28 protein-coding genes are annotated in these 23,797 nt (G+C 71.2%); 11 read left to right on the top strand and 17 right to left on the bottom strand.

Annotated elements, in window-relative coordinates; all coding sequences use genetic code 11:
- Positions 1–39 precede the first annotated feature (39 nt).
- A complete protein-coding gene (locus BBK82_RS36580; RefSeq protein ID WP_065919035.1) occupies positions 40–1,605 on the bottom strand; it encodes a hypothetical protein in 1,566 nt (521 codons plus the stop codon).
- Positions 1,606–1,634: 29 nt separating this feature from the next.
- Between BBK82_RS36580 and BBK82_RS36575 the strand changes: the two genes are divergently transcribed.
- The 3 genes from BBK82_RS36575 (at position 1,635) to BBK82_RS36565 (ending at position 3,992) form a co-directional block, all read left to right on the top strand.
- On the top strand, positions 1,635–1,871 hold the full coding sequence (locus BBK82_RS36575) for a hypothetical protein (RefSeq protein WP_154697716.1): 237 nt from the start codon (positions 1,635–1,637) through the stop codon (positions 1,869–1,871).
- Positions 1,872–1,938: 67 nt separating this feature from the next.
- On the top strand, positions 1,939–2,505 hold the full coding sequence (locus BBK82_RS36570) for a TetR/AcrR family transcriptional regulator (protein ID WP_065919033.1): 567 nt from the start codon (positions 1,939–1,941) through the stop codon (positions 2,503–2,505).
- Between the two features lie 2 nt (positions 2,506–2,507).
- Positions 2,508–3,992 carry a carboxylesterase/lipase family protein gene (locus BBK82_RS36565; protein ID WP_083268386.1) on the top strand — a complete coding sequence of 495 codons (1,485 nt, stop codon included), beginning with the start codon at positions 2,508–2,510 and terminating at the stop codon, positions 3,990–3,992.
- Here the strand turns inward: BBK82_RS36565 and BBK82_RS36560 are convergent.
- Genes BBK82_RS36560 through BBK82_RS36550 form a run of 3 tightly spaced genes read right to left on the bottom strand, consistent with a single transcriptional unit; the run spans position 3,989 to position 5,824 of the window.
- Entirely contained in the window at positions 3,989–4,549 is a 561-nt protein-coding gene (locus BBK82_RS36560; protein WP_065919032.1) for a hypothetical protein, read from the bottom strand. The two genes, BBK82_RS36565 and BBK82_RS36560, sit on opposite strands and share 4 nt — an antisense overlap.
- A gap of 10 nt (positions 4,550–4,559) precedes the next feature.
- Complete coding sequence (locus tag BBK82_RS36555) at positions 4,560–5,090, bottom strand: HAD family hydrolase (RefSeq protein WP_083268385.1); 531 nt, start codon at positions 5,088–5,090, stop codon at positions 4,560–4,562.
- The gene (locus tag BBK82_RS36550; RefSeq protein WP_237047760.1) at positions 5,087–5,824 is read right to left on the bottom strand and encodes a DeoR/GlpR family DNA-binding transcription regulator; all 738 of its coding nucleotides are present in this window, start codon (positions 5,822–5,824) and stop codon (positions 5,087–5,089) included. The genes BBK82_RS36555 and BBK82_RS36550 overlap by 4 nt, the downstream gene beginning before the upstream one ends.
- A 74-nt stretch (positions 5,825–5,898) precedes the next feature.
- Here BBK82_RS36550 and BBK82_RS36545 point away from each other — a divergent pair, with 74 nt between their 5' ends.
- Genes BBK82_RS36545 through BBK82_RS36525 form a run of 5 tightly spaced genes read left to right on the top strand, consistent with a single transcriptional unit; the run spans position 5,899 to position 9,230 of the window.
- Positions 5,899–7,080, top strand: coding sequence for an MFS transporter (locus BBK82_RS36545; RefSeq protein WP_065921637.1), 1,182 nt, complete (start codon positions 5,899–5,901; stop codon positions 7,078–7,080).
- Between the two features lie 41 nt (positions 7,081–7,121).
- Positions 7,122–7,793 carry an RraA family protein gene (locus BBK82_RS36540; protein ID WP_065919031.1) on the top strand — a complete coding sequence of 224 codons (672 nt, stop codon included), beginning with the start codon at positions 7,122–7,124 and terminating at the stop codon, positions 7,791–7,793.
- 5 nt (positions 7,794–7,798) lie between these two features.
- A complete protein-coding gene (locus BBK82_RS36535; protein ID WP_065919030.1) occupies positions 7,799–8,368 on the top strand; it encodes a TIGR03086 family metal-binding protein in 570 nt (189 codons plus the stop codon).
- Positions 8,369–8,415: 47 nt separating this feature from the next.
- Positions 8,416–8,814, top strand: coding sequence for a VOC family protein (locus tag BBK82_RS36530; protein ID WP_065919029.1), 399 nt, complete (start codon positions 8,416–8,418; stop codon positions 8,812–8,814).
- A 5-nt stretch (positions 8,815–8,819) separates the two neighbouring features.
- Positions 8,820–9,230, top strand: coding sequence for a YciI family protein (locus tag BBK82_RS36525; RefSeq protein ID WP_065921636.1), 411 nt, complete (start codon positions 8,820–8,822; stop codon positions 9,228–9,230).
- A 40-nt stretch (positions 9,231–9,270) separates the two neighbouring features.
- On the opposite strand, the gene BBK82_RS36520 is transcribed toward BBK82_RS36525, so the two are convergent.
- From BBK82_RS36520 to BBK82_RS36505, 4 genes are all read right to left on the bottom strand, one after another.
- The gene (locus tag BBK82_RS36520) at positions 9,271–10,023 is read right to left on the bottom strand and encodes an SDR family NAD(P)-dependent oxidoreductase (protein ID WP_065919028.1); all 753 of its coding nucleotides are present in this window, start codon (positions 10,021–10,023) and stop codon (positions 9,271–9,273) included.
- 69 nt (positions 10,024–10,092) lie between these two features.
- Positions 10,093–13,248, bottom strand: a complete 3,156-nt coding sequence (locus BBK82_RS36515; RefSeq protein ID WP_065919027.1) for a S8 family serine peptidase — start codon at positions 13,246–13,248, stop codon at positions 10,093–10,095.
- Between the two features lie 108 nt (positions 13,249–13,356).
- Entirely contained in the window at positions 13,357–14,040 is a 684-nt protein-coding gene (locus tag BBK82_RS36510) for an aspartate/glutamate racemase family protein (protein WP_065919026.1), read from the bottom strand.
- 8 nt (positions 14,041–14,048) lie between these two features.
- Positions 14,049–14,603, bottom strand: a complete 555-nt coding sequence (locus tag BBK82_RS36505) for a TIGR03086 family metal-binding protein (protein ID WP_065919025.1) — start codon at positions 14,601–14,603, stop codon at positions 14,049–14,051.
- 65 nt (positions 14,604–14,668) lie between these two features.
- Here BBK82_RS36505 and BBK82_RS36500 point away from each other — a divergent pair, with 65 nt between their 5' ends.
- Positions 14,669–15,442: a DUF6597 domain-containing transcriptional factor gene (locus BBK82_RS36500; protein WP_065919024.1), complete on the top strand. Its 774-nt coding sequence runs from the start codon at positions 14,669–14,671 to the stop codon at positions 15,440–15,442.
- An 82-nt stretch (positions 15,443–15,524) separates the two neighbouring features.
- Here the strand turns inward: BBK82_RS36500 and BBK82_RS36495 are convergent, their stop codons facing one another.
- The gene (locus tag BBK82_RS36495) at positions 15,525–15,737 is read right to left on the bottom strand and encodes a hypothetical protein (RefSeq protein ID WP_154697715.1); all 213 of its coding nucleotides are present in this window, start codon (positions 15,735–15,737) and stop codon (positions 15,525–15,527) included.
- Positions 15,738–15,858: 121 nt separating this feature from the next.
- Between BBK82_RS36495 and BBK82_RS36490 the strand changes: the two genes are divergently transcribed.
- Complete coding sequence (locus BBK82_RS36490) at positions 15,859–16,800, top strand: GNAT family N-acetyltransferase (protein WP_237047759.1); 942 nt, start codon at positions 15,859–15,861, stop codon at positions 16,798–16,800.
- A 20-nt stretch (positions 16,801–16,820) separates the two neighbouring features.
- Here the strand turns inward: BBK82_RS36490 and BBK82_RS36485 are convergent, their stop codons facing one another.
- Complete coding sequence (locus BBK82_RS36485; protein WP_335618005.1) at positions 16,821–17,999, bottom strand: aminotransferase-like domain-containing protein; 1,179 nt, start codon at positions 17,997–17,999, stop codon at positions 16,821–16,823.
- A 306-nt stretch (positions 18,000–18,305) separates the two neighbouring features.
- Between BBK82_RS36485 and BBK82_RS36480 the strand changes: the two genes are divergently transcribed.
- Positions 18,306–18,893 carry a LysE family translocator gene (locus tag BBK82_RS36480; RefSeq protein WP_065919022.1) on the top strand — a complete coding sequence of 196 codons (588 nt, stop codon included), beginning with the start codon at positions 18,306–18,308 and terminating at the stop codon, positions 18,891–18,893.
- Here the strand turns inward: BBK82_RS36480 and BBK82_RS36475 are convergent.
- From BBK82_RS36475 to BBK82_RS36445, 7 genes are all read right to left on the bottom strand, one after another.
- A complete protein-coding gene (locus BBK82_RS36475) occupies positions 18,886–20,139 on the bottom strand; it encodes an RNA polymerase sigma factor (RefSeq protein WP_065919021.1) in 1,254 nt (417 codons plus the stop codon). The two genes, BBK82_RS36480 and BBK82_RS36475, sit on opposite strands and share 8 nt — an antisense overlap.
- Before the next feature lie 7 nt (positions 20,140–20,146).
- Positions 20,147–20,413: a YciI family protein gene (locus tag BBK82_RS36470; RefSeq protein WP_065919020.1), complete on the bottom strand. Its 267-nt coding sequence runs from the start codon at positions 20,411–20,413 to the stop codon at positions 20,147–20,149.
- An 80-nt stretch (positions 20,414–20,493) separates the two neighbouring features.
- Positions 20,494–21,333 (bottom strand): NAD(P)H-binding protein, encoded by an 840-nt coding sequence (locus BBK82_RS36465; protein WP_065919019.1) that lies wholly within the window; start codon positions 21,331–21,333, stop codon positions 20,494–20,496.
- Positions 21,330–22,085 carry a TetR/AcrR family transcriptional regulator gene (locus BBK82_RS36460; protein WP_065919018.1) on the bottom strand — a complete coding sequence of 252 codons (756 nt, stop codon included), beginning with the start codon at positions 22,083–22,085 and terminating at the stop codon, positions 21,330–21,332. Before BBK82_RS36460 ends, BBK82_RS36465 begins: the two co-directional genes overlap by 4 nt.
- Positions 22,086–22,222: 137 nt before the next feature.
- Positions 22,223–22,444: a hypothetical protein gene (locus BBK82_RS36455; RefSeq protein ID WP_154697714.1), complete on the bottom strand. Its 222-nt coding sequence runs from the start codon at positions 22,442–22,444 to the stop codon at positions 22,223–22,225.
- The gene (locus tag BBK82_RS36450; RefSeq protein WP_065919016.1) at positions 22,441–22,947 is read right to left on the bottom strand and encodes a YflT domain-containing protein; all 507 of its coding nucleotides are present in this window, start codon (positions 22,945–22,947) and stop codon (positions 22,441–22,443) included. The genes BBK82_RS36455 and BBK82_RS36450 overlap by 4 nt, the downstream gene beginning before the upstream one ends.
- Before the next feature lie 38 nt (positions 22,948–22,985).
- Entirely contained in the window at positions 22,986–23,762 is a 777-nt protein-coding gene (locus tag BBK82_RS36445) for an arylamine N-acetyltransferase family protein (RefSeq protein WP_065919015.1), read from the bottom strand.
- Between the last annotated feature and the right edge of the window lie 35 nt (positions 23,763–23,797).

Here is a 23,797-nt window from a genome sequence, read left to right as displayed (position 1 = left end):
GCTGATCGAAGCCACGGAGGCGGGCACGTGACATCACAACTAGCCCTTGAGGTGTTCCTGCAGGCGGAGGTGGCGGAACTGGTAGGCCGGGCCGTTCGCCCGCAGGACACCGCGGTGGCGCGCGTCTTCGAGGAACGTCATCAGCCGCCACGGGATCCGCCCGCGCGAGGCCAGCCACAGCTTCGCGACCAGGTACGACACCCACGCGGTGCGCATCACCGCCCCGCCGCACGCGAGGACGGCCACGCCGACCACCAGCGTCACCGGCGACCACCGCTGGTGCGACGCCAGCAGCATCACCGGGGTGAGGAGCACCCCGAGTGCCAGCCAGGCCAGGCACAACCGGCGGTCGTCGCGCAGGATCGTCCTGCTGTCCGGATCGGTGAGGGTGTCTGTGCGGGTGCGTGAGGCCTCTCGCAGGACGATGACCCAGAGCGCCAGCATCCCGACGACGGCGACGAGCACGAACCTGCCCTCCTGGCGCTGCTCCGCGAGCACCGTGATGCCGCCGAAGAAGGCGATCCCGGCCATGATCCCCACCGTCCGGGGCAGGTACTCGCGTCCCAGCCGGGCCTTGGACGGCTTTCCCGGCCGGATCGGCCTGCGCCGCACCAGCACCGCGACTCCGGTCGTGATCGAGAAGAACGTGGAGAGCGGCGTCGTCGCCCCGAACATCGCCACCTCGACGATCGCCGTGACGCCGTAGGTCACGACCACCGCCACGAGGACGACGACCAGGCGCGGCACCGCGGCGGTCAGATGCCACCACGGGAACTCCTGCCCCGGCCGCCTGGCCAGGAACCTCAGCCACCGCCCGGCCTCCGCGACCGTCCACTGTGGAGTCTTCGCTGGCCGGTACGGGTCAACGGCTCGTGGCCGCTGCTCGTAGACCGCGGGCAGGTACGCGCCCACCAGGTGCTGCTCCACCGCCTCCCGCGTCGGAAACCCCAGCAGCTCACCGGGATCCGTGTACGGCGCGGCGTAGATCGTGCGCGCCAGGTACACCATCAACGGGCTCGACAGCGCCTCCGCCAGCACCCCACCGGCCGGCAACGCGCCCAGCACCGGCGTCCACCGCGCGTCGAGGTGCGCCGCCGCCAGGTAAGCGGCGACCTCCGCGGGTTCGACCGGCGCCAGCTCCACGATCGCCGCCCTGCTGAGGAACGTCCCGGACTTCGCCACCGCCGCCTGGTACTCCGCGCTGCGGCACGTCACCACGACCGGCCGCACGCCCGCCGCCCGGTTCAGCCCGTCCAGCGCCGCCGCGTGCAGGTGGACGGGCAGCTCGTCCAGGCCGTCGACCACGATCATCACCCGGCCCTCGGCGACCAGCCGGGCGGCGGCGTCCCTGCCGTAGGCGCGCGCGTTGCGCAGGGCCGGGTAGTCCTCGTCGAGCCGTCGCGCCGCCCAGGTGTCGAAGTGCTCGGCGGTCGGGTCCCACGAGGAGGCCGCCAGCAGGATCGGCACGGGCTCGTGGCGGTCGGGGTGGTCGAGCAGCTCCACCGTCAGCAGCAGCGCCGCGACCGTCTTGCCCGCGGGTTCCCAGCACCACGAGCTGGCGGCGGCGGAGCCCGCGGAACAGCGCGGTGACCTCGCCGACGTCACCGTCCACCGGCTGCCGACGGCGGTCGGTGGTGCTCCAGAACCGGACGCGCAACGGTGCCGGCTGGCGCAGGGCGCGGTTCTCCGCCTCGGTCGTCCACTGCCGGCGCACCGCGGCCGCCAGCTCGCGGATGGCGCGGCCGAGTGGGCCGGGGTCCTCGGCGTACTGGTGGACGTGGACGCCGTTGTGGATGTCGCGGGCCTGCACGACGGGTGCGTGCACGTGGTCGGCGTGCAGCTCGTTGCGGTGCTCGTTCGGGTCCACATGAGCATCGTCCCGCACTCACCTCCGCCCGTTCGCCGAACAGTTTTGCTCAGGCGTGCTAAATTTTGCTCATGCGAGCAAAGTCGGTGACCGAGCAGGCCCGCCGAGCCCAGATCGTCAACGCCGCCATCGCCACGATCGCGGAGCTGGACTACGCGGAGACGTCGTTCAAGGCGATCGCCGCACGGGCGGGGCTGAGCAGCACCGGGCTGATCTCGTACCACTTCCGGAACAAGCAGGAGCTCGTCGACGTGGTGTTCGCCGACGTCCTGGAGCGGTTCCAGGGCTTCGTGCACGAACGCATGGGGCACGACAGCGCGCGGCGGGAACTGCGGGCGTTCCTCAGCGCGAACATCGCGTTCCTGCGCGAGCACCGCGCCGACATGCTGGCGTTCCTGCGGATCCGGGCACACGCGGCGGTCACCGACGGTGGCATCGCCGACAGCGATCACGTGGCGCTCGCCGAGCTGCTCAGGCAGGGACAGGCGGCCGGTGAGTTCCGCGCGTTCGACCCGGACGTGATGGCGGTGTTCGTGCTCGCGATGCGCAACGGCGTCGTGCTGCGGTCCGGGGCACTCGACCTCGACGTCTGCGAGAGGGAGCTGATCGCGGCCGTCGAGCTGGCGACAGGGGGTTAGACATGCGTCGGGGGACCTTGCTGGTCGCCGCACTGCTGCTCGCAGCGTGCGGGGAGGGGGAAACGGTGACATCGGACGTGGTCACGACCGACACCGGGCAGGTCAGGGGGCAGGCACGCGACGGGTACGCGCTCTTCCAGGGCATCCCGTACGCGGCCAGGCCGCAACGCTGGAAGGCGCCGGTGCCGGCGCAGCCGTGGAGCGGCGTCCGCGAGGCCACGGCACCGGGCAGTCCGTGCCCGCAGGTCGGGTCGAGCTACGCCCAGACGAAGAGCACTGACGAGGACTGCCTGTTCGTCAACGTCACCACCCCGGCCACGACCGGCGCGAAGCCGGTGCTGGTGTGGGTGCACGGTGACGGCGCGATCGGTGCCGGGCACTACTTCGACGCCGAACGCCTGGCGCGGCAGGGCGACGTCGTGGTGGTGACGTTCAACTACCGGATGGGGGTGTTCGGCGGGTTCGGCCTGCCGGGCCTGGAGGGGTCCGGCGAGTACGGGCTGATGGACCAGCGGGCGGCGCTGGAGTGGGTGCAGCGCAACATCCGCGCGTTCGGCGGCGATCCGGGCAACGTCACGCTGTTCGGGGTGTCGTTCGGCGCCACGGCCGTCGGCGCGCACCTGATCGGGCAGCGGCCGCTGTTCCACAAGGCGATCATGCACAGCGCCTTCACGCTCGCCGACGTGCCGCGCGGCGCCTGGTACCCCGGCATGGAGGCGTTGCCGTCGCTGGCGTGGCGGTCCGTGCCGGAGATCCAGCAGATCGGCGCGATGGTCATGGGTGAGCTCGGCTGCGCGGACGTCGAGTGCCTGCGGCAGCTGCCGGTCGAGAAGCTGCTGGAGTACCCGCAGGTGATGAACCTCTTCCAGCCGGTCGGGTACGGCGGCTCGCTGCTGCCCCGGTTGCCGGCGGAGTCGTTGGAGGCAGGGGAGTTCGCTCCGGTGCCGGTCCTCGCCGGTGCCACGCGCGACGAGCACAACAGCTTCGTCGGGCTCTTCCGGCCGGAACCGATGGACGCTGCGCACTACGCGCAGCTGGTGGGTGAGGCGTTCCCGGAGCGGCCGGCCGAGGTGCTGCGGGAGTACCCGGCAGCGAGGTACGCGAGCCCGAAGCAGGCGTGGGCCGCACTGCTGACCGACCGGGTGTGGGCGCGTGCGACGTTCCGGCAGCACGAGCTGTACGCGAAGAAGGCGCCGGTGTACGCGTTCGAGTTCGCTGACCGGGGTGCGGCCACGGATCCGGAGTTCCCGGCCGAGCTGCACGGGGCGAACCACTCGTCGGACATCGACTACCTGTTCCCGGACGCGGACTTCGCCAAGGACCGCGGCCTGTCCGACCACATGATCAAGGCGTGGACGGACTTCGCTCGCACCGGGACGCCAGGGTGGCCTGCGTTCGCGGAGGGTCGGTACGTGCAGTCGCTGGCACCGGGGGCGATCGGGCGGGTCGACTACGCCACCGAGCACCGGTTGGCGTTCTGGAACTAGCGCTGATCGGTGAGAGAGCGGATCTGGCCGGAGCTGAGCCGCCTCAGGTCCCAGATCAACGAGGAGACACCCGGATCGGCCCGTCGGGACGGCGTGACGCCGGTCAGACGGGCCAGGTCCGCGGAGGCGATGTCCAGCACCGTCCCGAAGTCGGCCAGCAGGTCGGGCGTCAGTTCTTTGACTCCGCGCCCGACCCCGCCGCAGGTCGCGGCGGCCCAGTACCGCCCGGTCACCACGAGGAGCAGCTTAGCGATGACGGTCCAGCCGAGGTTGCGGTTGCCGAGCATCCGCATCACCACGGCGCCGGGTTCCTGGCTGGTGGCGTAGATGTGGTGGGCCGTGGGGACGCGCGCCGGGACCGTGCGCTCCAGCTGCGGCAATCCCGCCAGCGTGGTCCGCAGCACCGCTCGTTCCTCGGGTGGGAGCCGCAGATAGGTGCGCACCAGGGCGACCACGTCCCCGCCCGCGGTGGGATCCAGCGGTGCCAGGTCGTCCGGCACCGGCTCACCGGCCACCACCAACCGGTCCGACGGGTGCAGCATGCTCAAGTCCCCCATGCGGCCAAGCCTAGAGAACCGCCCGCAACCCCTCGATGCCCGTGAAGTGGTGCCCGCGCATCCCGGCCTGCTCCGCCGCCCGCACGTTCTCCACCCGGTCGTCCACGAACAGGACCTCCCCGTCCCCGAGCCGTTCCCGGCACCACTCGAACGCCTCCGCCGACGGCTTCGCGTGCCCGATCCGGCAGGAGAACGCCCGCACCTCGAACAGGTCCAGCCACGGGTACAACCGCTCGAAGTTGCGTGCGTGGTCCTCGGGAATGTTGGACAGCAACGCGAGGCGGCGCCCGGCCGAGTGCAACGACCCGAGCAGGGCCACCATCTCGTCGTCCACCTCGGTCCAGCTCGCCACGTCCTGCTCGACCATCGGCGGCCACCCCACGAGGCGCCAGTACTCGGCGGCGGTCACGTCGCCGCGGTCGTAGGCCGGGCGGTGGGACCAGTAGGCGTCCCAGAAGGCCGGGTCGGTGCTCATCGTGTCCATCACCGCGCGCGACTGGTCGCGGGCGATCACCCCGAACATGTCGAACAGCACGATCACGCCGTCACCACCGTCACGCCCGCCGCGGTCAACCCGTCGTCCCCCTCCGCATCGGTCACCACCGCGTCCAAAGAGGACGCCGGTGCGACGAAAGCCAGTGCTGTGCGCGTCAACTTCGAGGCGTCCGCCACCGCGATCACCCGGCGGGCCGACGCGATCGCGGCTCGTTTCACCGCGGCGTCGTCGAGGTCGAACGCGGTCAGGCCGTCCGATGCCGACAGCCCGCAACACCCGATGACGGCGGTGTCGAAGCGCAGTGACTGCAACGACTGCAACGTCAGGGGACCCGTCAGAGCCAGTTCGCCCGTACGTGGGGTGCCGCCGGGGATCAGCAACGTCAGCGACGGCGCGCCCACCAGAGCGTTGACCGCGTGCAACGACAACGGCATCACGGTCAGACGGCGTGCATGCAGCACGTGGGCAACCTCCACACACGTGGTACCGCTGTCCAGAACTACAGACTCACCGTCAGCGAGCAGACCAGCGACAACCTCAGCGATCCGGCGCTTGGCGTCCAGAGCCTCCTCCAAACGCAGTGCGTACGGCGGTTCGGAGCCACGCAGCAGCAGACTGCGCGCACCGCCCCGATAGCGCTCCAGCACACCCTGGGCGGCCAGCACCTCCAGGTCGCGGCGGATCGTCATCTCGGACGCGCCGGTGAGCGCCGCGAGCTCCGCCACACCGAGGGAGCCGGCGTCGCGCACGGCCTCGGAGATCTGCCTCAGTCGGGACACGAACGCGATTGAACACCAGACGTGTTCGAAGTTCAAACTTTCAAACACGCGGTTTGTTCGTTAGCGTGAAGCAGGTGAACGCTCTCAAGGCCGCGCGGGTGGCCACCTTCACGTACTTCGCCCTCAACGGCTTCCTGCTCGGGATGTGGATCGTGCACATCCCCACGGTCGAGCAGCGCGTCGGCATCGACCACGCGGAGCTCGGCCGGTTGCTGCTCGTGCTGGGCTTGGGCGCGTTCATCGGCATGCGGGTCGGCGGCTGGCTCACCGACCGGTTCGGCGCAAGGACCGTCACGCCGCTCGCAGGTGTGGTGTGCAGCGCGGCGGTGGTGTTGCCGGGGCTCGCGACCAGCGAGTTGGCGCTCGCGGCGGCGTTGCTGGCGTTCGGGTTCGGCAACGGTGTGCTGGACATGGCGATGAACGGGCACGCGGTCGTCGTCGAACGCGAGTACGCGCGTCCGGTCATGTCCGCCTTCCACGCCACCTGGTCGCTGGGTGGTGTCGCGGCCGCGCTGGTCGGCGCGCGCACGCTGAGCTGGGACCTCTCCCCCGCCACGACGCTCGGCGTGGTCGCCGTCGTCGGTGTGGTCGTCAGCCTCGCGACGGCACCGGCGTTGTCGCACGGCGCCACGACCATCCCGCACGAGGACGACGACCGGCCCAAGAGCAAGAAGAAGGTGCCCGCCCGGATCTGGGTGATGGCCGGGCTGGCGTTCATGGTGATGCTCAGCGAGGGCGTCGCCAACGACTGGAGCGTGCTGCACCTGCAGGACGTGCTCGACGCGGAACCGCAGATCGCCGCGCTCGCCTACGGTGCGTTCGCCACCACGATGACCATCGGGCGGCTGCTCGCCGACCGTGTCACCGCGAAGATCGGGCCGATGGCGGTGCTGCGCTGGGGTGCGGTGATCGCGGCCGCCGGGCTGACGGTCGCGGCGCTCTCGCCGTGGGTCGGGCTCGCGATCGCGGGCTGGGCGGTGGCCGGTGCCGGGTTGTCGGGCACGGTGCCGCAGCTGTTCAGCGCGGCCGGGCACACCGACCCGAGCTCGGCGGCGGTCAACATGTCACGGGTGGCGGGCCTCGGTTACATCGGCGTGCTGGCCGGACCGGCGGTGATCGGCTGGCTCACCCACCTGATGCCGCTCAACGTCGCGTTCCTGCTGCCGGTGGTGTTCTGCGTGGTCACGGCGTTCGCGGCGGGCGTGCTCAAGCCGGCCACCGCGCAGGCCGAACGCACCGCGGACCCCGTCCACTGACCTTCCGGTCGCGCCACCCCCGGGGTGGTTCACTGTCCGGCATGGATCTCGCCGAACTCGATCTCACCACCGCGCACCTGGCCGACGCCTGCATCCGCACGGGCGTTCCGGTCCGCACGGCCACCCTCACGCCGGTCATCCCCGGCACGAGGGTGGCCGGCCGCGTCCTGCCCGCCCGCCACGCCGGCAGCGTCGACGTCTTCCTCGAGGCCATCGAGCGCAGCGCCCCCGGTGACGTGCTCGTCGTCGACAACGACGGCCGCACCGACGAGGCCTGTGTCGGCGACATGGTCGTGCTGGAGGCCCATGCCGCTCAGCTGGGAGGCGTGGTCATCTGGGGCCTGCACCGCGACACCGCCGACATCCGCGCGATCGGGGTGCCGGTGTTCAGCCTCGGCGCCAACCCGACGGGCCCGCTGAGCCTGCGCGACCGGGCGCCGGAGGCGTTGTCGACCGCGCAGGTCGGCCAGTGGACGGTTACCAGCGACGACGTGGTGTTCGGTGACGACGACGGCGTGCTGTTCGTACCCGCCGACCAGGTCGACACCCTGCTGGCCAAGGCGGCGGGCATCCGCGACGTCGAACGGGCGCAGGCCGAGCGGGTGCGGCAGGGCGAGTCCCTGCGCAGCCAGCTCCGGTTCGACGAATACCTGGCGAGCGGCCTCACCTTCCGCGAGCATCTGCGCAAGATCGGCGGCGCAGTCGAGGAGTGAGGGCCATGATCGCGGAGAGGTACAACGCCAGAGCCGACGCGTTCGAGGCGAAGGTCGCGAACGTCGAACCCGAACAGTGGGACGACCCGTCGCCCTGTGCGGAGTGGACGGTCCGGGGCGTGGTCGACCACGTCATCGACATGCACGGTGTGATGGTCGGCCGTCCCATCCCCCGCACCGGTGACCCGCTGGCGGACTTCCGGGAGGCACGCCGGCAGGTGCAGGCCGCGCTCGACGACCCCGCCTCCGCCACGACCGAGGTGCCCACACCTGCCGGTCCGATGACCGTGATCGACCACATCGACCAGGTCCTCAGCGACGACATGGTGCTGCACGGCTGGGACCTCGCGCGGGCGACCGGGCAGGACGAGACCATCCCCGACAGCGACGTCCGGCGCCTGTGGGACATCGCCACCTCCCTGCCCGCCGAGATCATCGAGAAGGCGCGCACACCCGGAGGTTTCGGTCCCGGGATCGAGGTCTACGGGCCGGAGGTGCAGGTCCCGGACGGCGCGTCGTTGCAGGACCGGCTGCTCGGGTATGTGGGCCGGGACCCCATGTCGAAAAATCTCTGAGCTCTTCGACGGACCGGTGTACACGGCCAGCGGAGAGGACAGCAGAGATGGACTGGACCCTGGAAGTCGTCGTCGTGCCGGTGTCGGATCTGGACCGGGCGAAGCACTTCTACGCCGAGCAGCTCGGGTTCGTCGTCGACCACGACACGGCGTTCGGCGAGGACACGCGGATCATCCAGCTCACGCCACCCGGTTCCGGGTGCTCGGTGGTGATCGGCAAGGGGATCGTCAAGGGCGAGCCGGGCTCGGTGAAGGGCGTGCAGCTCGTCGTGTCCGACCTGGAGAAGGCCCGCGCGCAGCTCGTCGAGCGCGGTGTCGAGGTCGGCGAGATCGTGCGGATGAACGAGCAGGACGGAGGGTCGTTCGTGTTCTTCGACGACCCGGACGGCAACAGCTGGGCCGTGCAGGAGATCAAGGCCCGCGCGACCGGTGGGGAGTGGAAGTGAAGTACATGCTGGTCAGCTACGGCGGCGCCCAGGAGGACTGGGAGGGGCTCGCCGCGTGGACCGACGAGGACATGCACCGCATGGTCGGCTACATGCGCGACCTCGACGCGGAGCTGCGCGCGACCGGTGAGCTGCTGCAGTCCGAGGGGCTCAGCGGTCCGGCGCGGGCGTTCGTGGTGCGCGGCGGCGAGAACGGTGTGCCGAGCGTGGTCGACGGGCCGTTCGCGGAGTCCAAGGAGGTCATCGCCGGGTACTGGGTAGTCGACGTCGACAGCCGCGAGCGGCTGCTGGAGATCTGCCAGAAGGCGTCGGCGTGTCCCGGTCCTGGCGGGAAGATCCTCAACCAGCCGATCGAGGTGCACCCGGTCATGGGCGCGCCCGACGAGGACCAGGAGACCCTGGCGCCGTACAGGTAGGAACCGGAACGGGGTCGGGCCAGGCCCGACCCCGCCGGCCTCAGCCGTGCGGGTAGCCGCTGACGTAGATGACCTGTCCGGTCACGAAGTCGGCGTCCTCGGCGGCGAAGAACAGCACCGCCCGCGCGATGTCGTGCGGCGTGCCGATCCGCCCCACCGGGATGGACTCGCGCACCACCTCCAGGTGCTCCTCCATCGTGCGCCCGGCGCGGGCGGCGCTCACGACGGTCATGCCGGTCTGCACGGTGCCGGGACCGACGGCGTTGACGGTGATGCCGTGCGGCGCGAGGTCGAGCGCGGCGCCGCGGGTCAGGCCCTCGACACCGGCCTTGGCGGCGACGTAGTTGATCCGCTCGCCCTGCACGATCGCGGAGATGCTGGAGATGTTGACGATCCGGCCCCACCCGGCGTCGCGCATCGCCGGCGCGGTGGCCTTGAGCATCAGGAACGCGCCGCGCAGCAACGTGCCCTGCACCGCGTCCCAGTCCTCCAGCGGCATGTCCAGCGGATGGTTGTCCTTCGCGAAGCCGGCGTTGTTGACCAGGATCTCGACCGGCCCGAACGCCGTGCGGACCTCCTCGACCGCCGCGCTCACCGAGGCGGGGTCGCTGACGTCGCACGCCACCGCGACCGCCTGCCCACCCGCCTCGCCGATCCGCGCGGCGACCTCGCGGGCACCGTCGAGGTTGCGGTCGACCACGGCGACCCGGTGGCCGAGCTCGGCCAGCTCCTGCGCGATTCCGGCGCCGATTCCCGATCCAGCGCCGGTGACCAGCGCGACACGTGACTGCATGTGATCAAACTGCGGGAGGCCGGTCCCCGTCCGCAACCCGGTTTCACGGACGGGAACCGGTTCCGGCGACTACTTCGTCAGCTCGTACGCGCGGATGATGGTCTGCTGCACCTCACCGCCCGCGTCGGCCGCGCGGGCCTTGAGCGACACCGACGTGGCGTCCTTCGGGTGCCACAGCGTGACCAGCCACTTGTCGCGGGCCTTGCGCAGCGGCACCGGCTTCCAGGTCAGGCCCTCGTCGTAGGACACCTGCACCGCCGGATCCTTGAGGTCGGTGACCTGGCCGGCGCCGTTGCGCTCGACGGTCACCGGGAACGTGAGCGGACGGCCCGCCCGTGCCCGGTTGTGGTCGTCGAGCCGCGGCGCGAACCGCACGGCCAGCAGCGGGACGGACCGGTACTCCTCGCCGGGCACGTGCTCGGAGGTGAACGACCAGTCCGCCGTCAGCCGCGACGTCAGCCCGTCGCGGGCCGCCTCGACGTGGGCCTGGTAGCGGCGCTTCTCCGCCGGAACGCCGGGGATGTGGGCGTAGCCGGGGTAGTCCTGGTCGGAGATGACCTGACCGTCCAGCGTCACCGTGGTGCGACCGGTCGACGTGCTGCTGCCGATCATGCCGGCGGAGCTGTGCACCGGCAGGTCCAGGCGCAGCAGGTCGCCCACGCGGCCGGCGAACCGCACGGCACCGGGCGAGTGCGGCAGACCGGGGCCGTAGACGGCGCTGTTGCGGTGCTCGGTCACGGTGCGGCCGCGTTCGTAGGTGCGCGGCGAACCGGCGTACTGGGAGCCCAGCGCCGGGTACTCGCCGAGCTTGGCGAACTCGGTGAGCGAGTCGAACCACGGCACGCCCGGGGTGTAGAACTCCTGCACCCGCAACGGCACCGGGCCGGACGCGCCCTGGCTGAGCTGCACGATGGAGCCCGGCACCCGTGCGTGCGTCACGGAGTTCACCCGTGCGAGCTCACGGTCGCGCACGGTGCGTTGCACCTCGGCGGGCACACGGGTGTTCTCGCTGATCCGCAGGTGGTACTGGTACGGGCTGCCGGCGAAGCCGCCGGTGCCGTCCGGCTTGGCCAGGACCGACTGCGCGTGCCAGGCGAACGCCGGGTACGCGGTCTGCGACGGGCGGACGAACACGCCGTTGAAGTCGCGCAGGATCCACGTCGTGCCCGTGCCTCCCCAGGTCGCCTGCAGGGAGAAGGCCATCTCGGAGCTCGCCGCGGTCGCCTGCTGGTCGGTGCGGAAGCCGGGCTGGTTGCCCTGCCGTCCGTCGACCACGAACTCGGTGTCCGCGGCGACCTCGAACGCGGGCTCGATGGCGGCGGTGACCCTGTTGTCGTCCCTGCCGGTGCCGCTGGTGCTGACCGAGGAGTCGAAGAAGTACCTGCCCTTGGGCAGTCGCTGCACGATCGAGCCGGACGGGTCGTGCCGCAGGTAGGCGACCGGCTTGTCCAGGTCGACGAACCGGTAGTTGTAGTTGGACGTCGGCTTGCCCTCGTGGTCGACGAACGTGAGCTTCACGTCGTAGCTCTCGACCTCCTTGTTCACCCCCAGCGCGACCCGCGTGCCGTCGGAGGAGACGACGGCGGCGCTGTAGATGCCGTCGGGCACGTTCGCCCTGGTGTCGGCGGTGACGGTCGCGTCGGCGGTGCCGCCGGCCGGGATGGTGAGCCGGGCCGGGGACACGGTGAACAGGCCGGTCGCCGCGGGCTTGACCTCGGCGACGGTCAGGTCGACCGTGACCGGCGCGGTACCGGTGTTGCGGTAGGTCAGCTTCTGGGTGGTCGGCTGGTCGTCGTCGTGCGGCCACTTCGCGGTGCCCAGCGAGAGGCTGCCGGCGTCGGTGGTCACGGAGCCGGACACGGCCTTGCCGACGTCGAGGCGTCCGGTGCCCTGCTCGTAGGCGGTGAGCGCGGGGTTGGGCCTGGCGGAGTTCATCAGCGCGGCCTTGATGTCCCCGGCCTTCCACGCCGGGTGCTGCGCGGCGACGACGGCGGCCGCTCCGGCCACGTGCGGGGTGGCCATCGAGGTGCCCGACAGCGCCACGTGCGCGTCGCCGACCGGGGTGCCGATGCGGCCGTTCTTGGCCTTGGCGGCAACGATGTCGACGCCCGGCGCGGTGATGTCGGGTTTGATGGCGTGGTTGTTCCAGCGGGGGCCGCGGGAGGAGAACTCGGCGAGCTCGTCGTCGCGGTCCACGGCGCCGACGGCGAGGGCCGCGTCGGCGGCCGCGGGCGAGCCGATCGCGCCACCGGAGTTGCCTGCCGCGACCACGAACAGCGCGCCGGTCTGCGCGGTGATCCGGTTGAGCGCCAGCGACATCGGGTCGGTGCCCTCGTCGGGCCACGAGCTGCCGAGGCTCATGTTGACGACCTTGGCCTTGGTCGCGGCCCACTCCATGCCGGCGATGATGTTGGACTCGCTGCCGCCGCCGTGGTCGCCGAGGACCTTGCCGCTGACGATCGTGGAGTCGGGTGCGATGCCTTTGTACTTGCCGTCGCCGGTGATGGTGGAGGCGACGTGCGTGCCGTGACCGTGCCGGTCGTCGGTGGTGTCGCTGTCGCTGAAGTTCTTGGACTCCACCACGGCACCCGCGAGGTCGGGGTGGGTCTCGTCGACGCCGGTGTCGAGCACGGCGACGGTGACGTCCTTGCCGGTGAAGCCCTTGGCCCACGCCTGCGGTGCGCCGACCTGCGCGGTGCTGCGGTCCAGTGACGCGGTGACCTTGCCGTCGAGCCAGATCCTGCCGGTGCCCGCCGCCCTGGCACCGGACCAGAACGAGCCGTTCTTGTCGGCCTTGACCGCGTGCGCGCCGATGCTCGGCAACGCGCGTGCGTCCGCCGCGCTGATCGCCTGCCCCTGCACGATCAGCGGGATGGACCTGGTGGCCGTGTCGTCGTAGCCGGATCTGGCGAGCAGCGAGACGTCGAAGAGTCTCGGGTCGAGCTCACCGGAGTTGAGCCGGTCCTGCGCGTCGAGCGGCACGACGTGCAGGTCGCCCCGCTGGTCGGTGTAGCTGCGGAACCCGACGCGTTCGCGGCCCTGCGCGGCGCGGGTGTGGACCTCGCCGCCGGCGACGGTGACCTGGTCGCCGGTGATGAGCGTGACCTTCGTGGTCAGCCCTGGTGCTGTGACCTGCTGTTCGGGTGCCGCCGCGCCGGCGGGGACGGCTGCCGTGGCCGCAACCACGGCAGCCGCGAGCCCCGCGGCGAGATGTGATCGTTTCAACGCGAACTCCCCTGGTTCACTGCGGAGCTGAGATAGCCCTCAGTGACTGAGACCCTTCGCTCGGTTGTCGCGTTGCGTCGTGCGTCACATCAACAGATAAACAGCGCCTCAGGCCAGCGCCCGGTCCACAGCGGCCTCGACGTGCAGCCGGGTGGTCGGGAACACCGGCAGCGGCACGTCGTCCTGGCTGATCAGCAGCTCGATCTCGGTGCAGCCGAGGATCACGCCCTGCGCGCCCTCGAACCGGTCGACGACCTGCTGGTACGCCCGGCGCGACTCGTCGGTCACGATGCCGAGGCACAGCTCGTCGTAGATGATCCGGTGCACGGTCGCCTGGTCTTCCGGCGAGGGCAGGAGCACCGTGAGGCCGTGCTGTTCGAGGCGTTCGCGGTAGAACGGCTGGACCATCGTGAACCCGGTGCCGAGCAGCCCGACCGTGGTCAGCCCGGCGGCCTTGATCGCCGCGGCGGTGGTGTCGCCGAGGTGGACCACCGGGATGTCCACGGCGGCCTGGACCTGGTCGTACACCTTGTGCATGGTGTTGGTGCAGATGAGCAGGAGGTCGGCGCCGCCGGCCTGGACCTGTTGCGCGGCCTGGGCGAGTGCCTTGGCGGCGTCGTCCCACCTGGACTCGACCTGCATGCGTTCGATCTCGGCGAAGTCGACCGAGTGCAGCACGATCCGAGCGGAGTGCAGGCCGCCCAGGCGTTCGCGCACCGCGGTGTTGGCGAGCCGGTAGTACTCCGCGGTGCTCTCCCAGCTCATCCCGCCGAGCATTCCGATGGTCAGCATGGGGCCAGTCAAGCACTCCAGCGCGGGTCGCGACCGGTCTTGGCCAGCAGCCGCTCGAACGCGGTCGCGTCGGCGGGAGGCTCGGTCGGCGCCTTGAACACGTTCCACTCCAGGGCGGTCGGGCCCATCTGCTCGACCAGGCCGTCGACGGCGGTGAGGACCTCGGGGTCGGGCTCGAAGCGCTGCCCGGTGGCCTGCGCGAGGTCGGAGGCGTGGATGGTGAGGTCGAGCAGCGCCAGCCCGCCGACGACGGAGGCGGGCATCTTCATGTTGCCGGCGATGCCCTCGTCCGCGCCGGGCTGCCCCCACGCCTCGACGAGCTCGGCGGACTCGACCGGGTACCGCTCGCGCCAGTCCGGGTAGTGCGGGGTGGAGCTGAAGTCGGCGTCCTGCTTGACCGCGAGCTTCTGGAACTCCACGACGACGTGCAGCAGATGGTCGAGCAACGCGCGCACGTCGTAGTCGGCGCACGGGGTCGGCTTGGTGAGGTCGTCGTCGGTGATGGTCGCGATGACGGGCAACGCGTGGTCGCGGGCACGGTCGAGCAGAACGCTGAGCTTCATGGGTGTGAGGCTAGGTTCCGGCGTTGTGCCGTGCTTGAAAAAACGCGCCACTTAGGATTCTTCGCGTGAGCGGGCCGCGCCGGGACACCAGGGGAATCGTCGACGCACGGGAGCTGTTCGCCCGCGTCCGGTTCCGCCGCCGGCTGCCCGCTGCCGAGCTGCGGCCGTACCTGGAGCACTACTGGCTGGTCGACGGGGTGGTGGAGCAGCCGTACACCACGCACGTCGTGCCGCACCCGTCGGTGAACGTGGTGTTCGAACGCGGGCACGCGCACCCGGAGATCGCCGGGGTCGGGCTCGGGTTGTTCAGCCGGGTGTTCGACGGGTGTGTGCGGGTGGCGGGGGTGCAGTTCCGGCCGGGCGGGTTCCGGCCGTTCCGCGCCGAGCCGGTGTCCGAGTGGACCGGCCGGCACGTGCGGCTGACCGACGTGCCCGCCGGCCTGGTGCTGGACGTGGAGGACGAGGACGAACGGGTGGCCGCGCTGGACGCGTTCCTGCTGGGCCTCGGCCCGGTGCCGGACCCGCAGGCGACGCTCGCGATGGACCTGGTGCAACGCATCCGCGACGACCGGGAGATCCGCCGGGTCGCCGACTTCGCGCGGGCCCAGGGGGTGGCGGTGCGGACGATGCAACGGTTGTTCGCGGACTACGTCGGGGTGAGCCCGAAGTGGGTGATCCTGCGGTACCGGATCCACGAGGCGCTGGAACGGGCCGAGACGGACGTGGAGTGGGCGGGTCTCGCGGCGGACCTGGGGTACAGCGACCAGGCGCACCTGGTCCGCGACTTCACCCAGACCGTCGGCGTCTCCCCCGCCGCGTATGCCAAAGCGCTGGCCTAGGAACTCTCACCCCAGGTCCTGGGACTTCAGGATCGACCGCAGCAGGCGTCGTGTCTCCTCCCGGTCCGAGTGATGTAGGCGTTCACCTCCGCCGGTCCGCTCCGACGGCGTAGCCGGCGCACGCGATCGAAGTGCCCAAGGCGAACGCGCGGGCCATGTCGTCCGCGGCGGCAGGGACCAACAGGGCGTACGTGATCGAAACCATGACGCAGGCGAGTGCGGCGACCTCGTGGAACGGGATCGACGACGCGCGGAACACTTCCTCGTGGTCACCGCTCGGGCGGTCTTGTTCCATCACCACCTCCAGGTGGAGCCATCGCCGGAACCACGCGACTCGTCACGCGCGCGGGCCGAGCGTGGACGACCGACGCAAAACGGTTCGACGGCTCGGCCGCGCCCTGCCACAGTGCCCTCTCGTGACCACCGATCTCCTCACCGCCGAGGACGTCCAGCTCATGCAGGGCCTGGCCCAACGGGTCACCGCCACCCACCCCGGCCTCGTCAACAGCGACGCCTCCTACGGCGAGCTCGCCTGGAACTGGGGCCGCGCCCACGCCACCGAGAGTCATGCGTGGCGTCGCCGGTTGTGGTTCGCGGACAACGACCTCGTGGCGTGGGGCTGGGCCCAGCTCCCCCGGCAGGTCCGCCGCCGGGACGGCTCGACGCACGACATCACCGGCGCCTACCTGGCCTACCAGGTCGACCCCGACCACGCCGGGCTGGTCGACGAGGTGATCGACTGGTTCGACGGCGTGGCATCCGGTGTCGAGCGCACGGTGCTGCCCTGCGCGGACGACGAGTTCGGGCTGCGGCGGTGGGCGGCGCACGGGTACTCCGAGGACCAGAGCGCGCTCGACGACTGGACCCAGCTCAACGAACGCGACCTCACCGACATCGCCGAACCCGTGCTGCCGCATGGGTTCCGGTTCCGCACCGCCGCCGAGGCAGGCGCGGAGGCGGTCGTGCGGGCTCATGTCGACGCCTGGCCCAGGTCGGTCTACACGGTCGAGGCGTACGAGGACCTCCGGCAGACGGCGCCCTACCGCGAAGATCTGCACGTCTTGGTGGAAGCGCCGGACGGGACGATGGCGTGCTCGGCGATCATGTGGCTCGACGAGGTGAACAGGACCGCGGAGTTCGAACCTGTCGGCACGCACCCGGACTTCCGGCGCCGGGGTCTGGCCACGGCGATGTTGCTGCACGGGATGCGGCTGGCGCGTGCCGCCGGGGCGACGCACATGACGGTCGCGTGCCTGGGTGCGGAAGGGCGTCCGGCGGCGCGGGAGCTGTACTACGGCGTCGGGTTCCGGATGCTGGCGCGGGACGTGCCGCTGGTCAAGCCCGCCGACCGCGCCTGACCGCCCGGGGCGACAGCGCGTCACGCGGGCAGCGCGCGCCTGATCGCGGCCACCGCCGTCGCGATGTCCCCTGACGTCGTCGCCGCGTACCCGAGCACCAGCCCCGGCGCGTGGTCCGCCTGGCAGTGCCACGACAGCGGCTGCACCTTCACCCCGTCGGCGAGCACTCGTGCGGCGAGCTCGACGTCGGAGAACCCGGCGTCGAACGTGATCGTGAGGTGCAGTCCGGCGGCGGCGCCGTGCACTCGGGCGCCGGGCAGCTCGGCGCGGACGGCGGCGATCATGGCGTCGCGGCGGCGGATGTGGCGGCGGCGCAGGAACCGCAGCTGGCGTTCGAGCTCGCCGGAGGTCATCAGCTCGGCCAGCACGAGCTGGGGCAGGGAGGCGTTGCCGAGGTCGGCCAGGCGCTTGGCGGCGATGATCTCGTCGCGGTACCCGGCGGGCACCAGCAGCCAGCCGACCCGCAGCGCCGGTGCCAGCAGCTTCGACACGCTGCCCGCGTAGCAGACCCGGTCGAGCATCGAGCGCAGCGCGGGCACGGGCGGGCGGTCGTAGCGGTGCTCGGCGTCGTAGTCGTCCTCGACGATCACGCCCGGCCAGCGCAGCAGCCGGCGGCGGCGTTCCGGGGCGAGCACGACACCGGTCGGGAACTGGTGCGCGGGCGTGGTCATCACCGCCGGTGCGCCGCTCGCCTCCAGCAGGTCGACCCGCAGGCCGTCGTCGTCGACCGGGACCGGCGGGGTCGTGAGGCCCGCGTTGGCGAGGTGCTGGCGCACGCCGAGCGAGCCGGGGTCCTCGACGGCCACGGTGCTGATGTCGTGTGCTGGCAACACCTTCGCGAGCAGGCCGAGTGCCTGGGAGACACCGGCGGTGATCAGCACGTCGTCCGGGGCGACGCGGATGCCGCGGCCACGGGCGAGCCACGCGGAGACGGCCTGGCGCAGCAGCAGTGTGCCGCGCGGGTCGCCGTAGCCGAACGCGGCGGGTTCGAGGGTGGCGAGCACCTTGCGTTCGGCGCGCAGCCAGGCTTGGCGCGGGAAGGAGGCGAGGTCGGGCACACCGGGTGAGAGGTCGATCGACGCGCGGGCGGCGCGGAAGGACTCGAACACGTCGTCGGCCGGCTCCTGGGTGAAGACGTGCGCCGGCGAGGGTGGCGGGACGGGCCGGACGACCGGGGCGGCCGCCGGAACCGCGACCACGACCGTGCCCGCGCGCCGCGGCCCGCGATGTGCCCGTCCTCGACGAGCCGCTGGTAGGCCTCGGTGACGACCCGCGGGAGACCTGCAGGTCAGCGGCCAGCGTCCGGGTGGCGGGCAGTCGTGCGCCGACGGGCAGGCGGCCGTCGGCCATGGCGTCGCGCAGCTGCTCCGCGAGCCACGTCGCCCGCCCACCTGCCGGAGCGTCGGAGAGGGTGAGCTGGAGGAAGTCCGAGCCGGTTGTGGTCCTGTCGGCAGGCTCCGGTTTGGCTCTGCTCATCGGACCATTCTGGCAGCAGGCTGGGTGCCATGAGCATCGCTTTCCTCCTCACGACGCTGGTCGCGGTCGCGACCCCCGGCACCGGGGTGCTGTACACGTTGTCCGCCGGTCTGGCGCACGGGCGGCGGGCGAGTGTGATCGCCGCGTTCGGGTGCACGCTCGGGATCGTGCCGCACGTGCTGGCGACGGTCACCGGTCTCGCGGCGTTGCTGCACGCGAGCCCGCTGGCGTTCGAGGTCGTGAAGTACCTGGGTGTGGCCTACCTGCTGTACCTGGCGTGGAGCACGCTGCGGGACCGTTCCGACCTGGTGGCGGACGCCCCGGTGGAGACGTCGGCGCGCAGGATCGTCACGACCGCGGTGCTGATCAACCTGCTCAACCCGAAGCTGACGATCTTCTTCGTGGCGTTCCTGCCGCAGTTCGCCGCCACGACGGGCGACATGGTGGTGCTGAGCGGGGTGTTCATGGCCCTGACGTTCGTCGGGTTCGCGCTCTACGGCGTGTTCGCGGCGTCCATGCGCGACCGGGTGCTGCGCCGCCCGCGGGTGGTGGTGTGGCTGCGCCGGTTCTTCGCGGCCTCGTTCGTCGCGCTCGGTCTGAAGCTCGCCCTCACGTAGCGCAGGCGGCGGCCCGGTCGAGCAGCAGCGCCTTCTCCCGTTCGTTGCGGGTGAGCCCGGCCGCCTTCTCGAACTCCGCGCGCGCCTCGTCGGTGCGGCCGAGCTTCACCAGGAAGTCGCCCCGCACGCTGGGCAGCAGGTGGTAGCCCTGCAACGCCTTCGCGCCGGCGATCTCGTCGACGAGGGCGAGCCCGGCGGCCGGCCCGTAGGCCATCGACAACGCCACGGCCCGGTTCAGCTCCACCACCGGCGACGGCGAGAGCCGCGCGAGCACCTCGTAGAGCGACGCGATCCGCCGCCAGTCGGTGTCCTCGGGCCTGCGGGCACGGGCGTGACAGGCCGCGAGCGCCGCCTGCACGTAGTAGGGACCGGGCGGCTGGTTGAGCGCCTCCGCCCGCTCCAGCGCCGTCAGCCCGCGTCCGACCAGCAGCCAGTCCCACTTGGCCCGGTCCTGCTCCAGCAACAGGATCGGCGTCCCGTCCGGTGCCGTGCGCGCCTTCGCCCGCGACGCTTGGATCTCCATCAACGCCACCAGCCCGTGGACCTCGGCCTCCTTGGGTGCGAGCTCGGCCAGCACCCGCCCCAGCCGCAGCGCCTCCGCACACAGCTCGGGCCGCATCCAGTGGTCGCCCTGGGTCGCGGAGTAGCCCTCGTTGAAGATCAGGTAGATGACCTCCAGCACGCTGGCCAGCCTGGTCGCCAGCTCCGGCCCCTCCGGGACCTCGAACGGCACCCCGGCATCGGCCAGCGCCTTCTTCGCCCGCACGATCCGCTGCGCCACCGTCGAGTCGCTGACCAGGAACGCCCGCGCGATCTCCTCGGTCTTGAGCCCACCGAGCATCTTGAGCGTGAGCGCGACCCGCGCCTCGGTGCCCAGCACCGGGTGACAGGCGGTGAACATGAGACTCAGCAGGTCGTCGCCGATCTCGTCCTCGATGCCCTCACTGGCGTCCGGCGCGGCCTCCTGGACGTCCCGCCCGATCTCCTCGACCTTGCGGCTGAGGTTCTCCCGCCGCCGGATCTGGTCGATGGCCCGCCGCTTGGCCGTGGTCATCAACCACGCCCCGGGGTTCTTCGGCACCCCCTCGACCGGCCACTGCTCCAACGCCGCGACGAGCGCGTCCTGCGCCATCTCTTCCGCGAGCCCGACGTCGCGCACGTACCTGGCGAGCGCGGCGATCACCTTCGCCGACTCCATCCGCCAGACCGCGTCGATCGTCCGATGCACCGAGGTCGTAGCCCCCATCGGAGCATCAGACCACAGCCACCTGCCGGATTTCCACGACGCACGCCGACACGGGCATCCGCCGGACGCGTTCGACGGCTTCCTCCTGGTCACGCACGTCGATCAGCCAGTAGCCCCGGACCGGTGCCGGTCGTAGTGGCCGGCCTTGTGCGTCGAACGCGCGGGGACGCAGGTCGGCCGCGTCGAGCAGCACGCCGGCCCGTGCGAGGGCGTCGCAGTGCAGGGTGGCGAACGGCAGCTCGGCTGTCGTCCGGACAATCACCAGAAAGCGCATTGCTCCTCCTCGTTCGGCGTCCCCGCAAGGACGTCGAACGAGGAGGACCGGGAATCGACAGGTGATCAGTCAGCGCATGGTCAGGTGAAGTCCGCGACGTGGTCGCGCGCCCACTGCCCGAACGTCCGGTACGGCTTCCCCGTCACCGTCTCGAAGTCGGGCCGCACCACGAACTCGTAGTCGGCGAAGTCGACCGCCTCCCCACCCTCGTAGCCGTTGAGCCCGAGGATGTACCGGGCGATTTCCTCCGGCCACCCGAGGCTGATGTAGTACGCCAGCGCCTCCTCGACCGTCACGTCCACGAACCGCAGCTCGCGCCCCACCACCTCGCCGATCGCCCGCGCCATCTCGCGCTGGGTCAGCTGCGGCGGCCCGCTCAACGTGTACGCCTTGCCGTCGTGGCCGTCCTCCAGCAGCGCCGCCACCGCCACGTCGGCGATGTCGGCCTCGTGGATCGGCTGGCCGAACTCGTCCGGGTTCGGGTGCACGATGGTGCCGTCGGCGCGGATCGACGGGCCCCAGAGGTCGATCTTGTTGACCGCGAACTCGCCGGGCCGCACGTGCGTCCACGGGATACCGGACGCTTCGACGGCCTGTTCGACCGGCAGGTGGTGCGTCCGGTCGTAGCCGTAGGTCACCGCGCCCGAGGACAGCGTCACGATCTTGCGGACGCCGGCTTTCACGGCGCGGGCGACGACGTCCTCGGCGGTCGGAGGGTGCACGAACAGGTACAGCTTCTCCACGCCCTCGAACGGAATGCTCGACGGGTCGTCGAGGTTGCCGCCCACCACCTCGACGTTCGCCGGGAAGCTCGCCTTGGCCGGGTTGCGGGTCAGCGCCCGCACACCGGTGTGCTTGGCCAGCTCGCGCACGACGAGCCGGCCGACGTTGCCGGTCGCACCGGTCACCAGGATCGTCACTTCAAGCCCCCTTCGATTCCGTCGAGCAGGCGTGCCAGTCCGTAGTCGAACGAGCGGCGCACCTGGTCGGCGAGCGTGCCGTCGATGTCGTAGCCGCCGGCGTTCCACATGGCCGTCATCGTGGGATAGCGCTCGACGTCGAAGTAGTCGTCCCAGAACAGCTGCCGCGCGCCCCACCACGAGTCGCTGGACTCGCCGGTCACCTCCTCGACCTGGTGGTCGTCCACCTCGGCCGCCGCGGCACCGTGCACGAACCCCTCCACGGCGGTGTGCGCGACGGTCACCTGCCGCGGTTCGAGCCCGGAGCCGGCCAGCGCGGCCAGCAGGAACTCCTGGCCGTCCATCAGGCCGGGCCCGAGCGGCGGCCGGACCATCGACACGTCCCGCATCCACGGGTGCGCCTGGTAGACCGCGCGGGTGCGCTCGGCGTAGTGCTGCACCCGCTCACGCCAGGTGCCCTCGGCGCTGAGGTCGCGCTGCTGCAGCACCGTGTCGGCCATCAGGTCGATCAGCTCGGCCTTGCCGGGCACGTGCCCGTAGAGCGACATCGTCCCGACGCTCAGCTCCTGTGCGACCCGCGCCATCGACATCGCCGCGAGCCCTTCGCGGTCGGCCACGGCGATCGCGGCCGCGACGATCTGGTCGACGCTCACCTTCGGCTTCCTGCCGACCGGTTTGGGCTCCGGCGGCGTGCGCCAGAGCAACGCGAGGGTCTTGGCGGCATCTCCTCCGCCACTGCGTTCGGCGGCCATGCGTCCACCTCATTTCCGTAGGACATACGGAAATAATACCGTACCTCATACGGAAATGGCGAGTGGGACCCGGAACAGCGGAAACGCCGCCCCGCTCGAAGCGGAACGGCGTTTCCTGTGGTGGGAGCTGGGTCTTGTCAGGCCGCGAGGTCGACGCCCGCCGGCTCGAGCAGCAGGCGCGTCACGCCCAGCTGCCGGGCCGCGGCACGCAGGTCCTTCACGATCTCCGCGACGTCGTGCCCGAGGTCGGTCTCGGCGCGGGCGGCCAGCGAGGCCGCCGCCGAGCTCAACTCCGCGCTGCGGCGGCTGATGTCCTCGACCGCCGCGCGCAGGTCGTCCGCTGTCAGCTGTCCGCTCATGAGCGCCACGCCAGCTTGGTCAGCATGTCCTTGCCGCGCTCGGCGCTGCGCGGGTGGCTCAGCACGTCGTAGCGGCCCGCGACCAGCTGGGTGACCGAGGCGAAGTCGCGGCGGCCGCGCGTGGCGGCGTAGCGGATGGCCGCGGCGGTCACGCCGAAGACGGTACCGACGAGCAGGCCCGTGATGATCGGGGCGATGGCGCCGCCGGTGGAGAACATGCCGAGCAGCAGGCCGACGAACAGACCGAACCAGGCACCCGACGCGGCGCCGGCGCCCAGGACGCGGCCCCAGGTCAGGCGGCCGGTGACGCGTTCGACGATCATCGGCTCGACGCCGACGATGGTGACGTCGGCGACCGGGAAGTCGTTGTCCGCCAGGTGGTCGACGGCTCGCTGCGCCTCTTCGTAGGTCGCGTAGGAACCGATCGGCCAGCCGCTGGGTGGGGTGGGCAGTGCGTTCACGCCGGGGGTGGCTCCAGCGGTGAACGGGGTCGCGGTGGTCATGTGCAACACCTCCGGTGTGCGATTCCCTACACCCTGTACTACGAATTCGCGGCCACCGGTGTTCCTGAAGTTGAGCGGATGTGACTCAGCTCCCCCTCGGTTAGTGCGATGTCCAGCGACTCCAGCGTCGCGGCGAGATCGTCGACCTCGATCCGCTCCGGTCGCGACCCGGCGCGGTCGATCGTCAGCGTGCGGCCGACCAGGCGCCGGCTCAGGCCCGGTTCCAGGCGCATCACGACGAGCTGACGGCTGAACGGTGACCGCTCGTGCGTGGCCACGTAGTAGTTGGCCGCCATGTAGTCCACGGGCAGCTGCTCGACGTCGTCCTCGAACGCGTGCTGCAGCTCCCAGCCGTCCGCGCCCTGCTTCTCCAGCACCCAGCGGCGGTCGGCGCGCCGCAACCGGTGCGGCCACCCGCCCTGGTCCACGACGACGCCGTCCTGCAACGGCATCGGGTGCATCATGCCGGCGCCGAACCCGACGTCGACGAGCTGACCGTCCACGATGGACATCATGTGCGTGCGCGGCCCAGTCATCACGCGGCTCATCCGCCGCGCCACCGTGTACCCCAGACGTTCCAGCACGGCCGTGAACAGCAGCTGGTGCTCGTAGCAGTACCCGCCACGGCGGCGGTGGACGAGCTTGTCCTGGATGTCGGCCATGTCCAGCGACGGCACGAGACCGAGCATCACGTCGATGTTCTCGAACGGGATGGCGCGCACATGCGCCTCGTGCAACTCCGTCAGCGAGCTCGACGCGTTCGCTCCCGTGCGCGCGAAGTACGCGTCCAGGTCAACGACGTCCGTCTGCCACATGCGTGTCCCCCTTGCGTCAGAACCCCTCCGTTCAC

It is taken from the genome of Lentzea guizhouensis (genome assembly GCF_001701025.1).
Lineage (GTDB): Bacteria > Actinomycetota > Actinomycetes > Mycobacteriales > Pseudonocardiaceae > Lentzea > Lentzea guizhouensis.
This window is presented reverse-complemented; position numbering and strand designations above follow the sequence as displayed.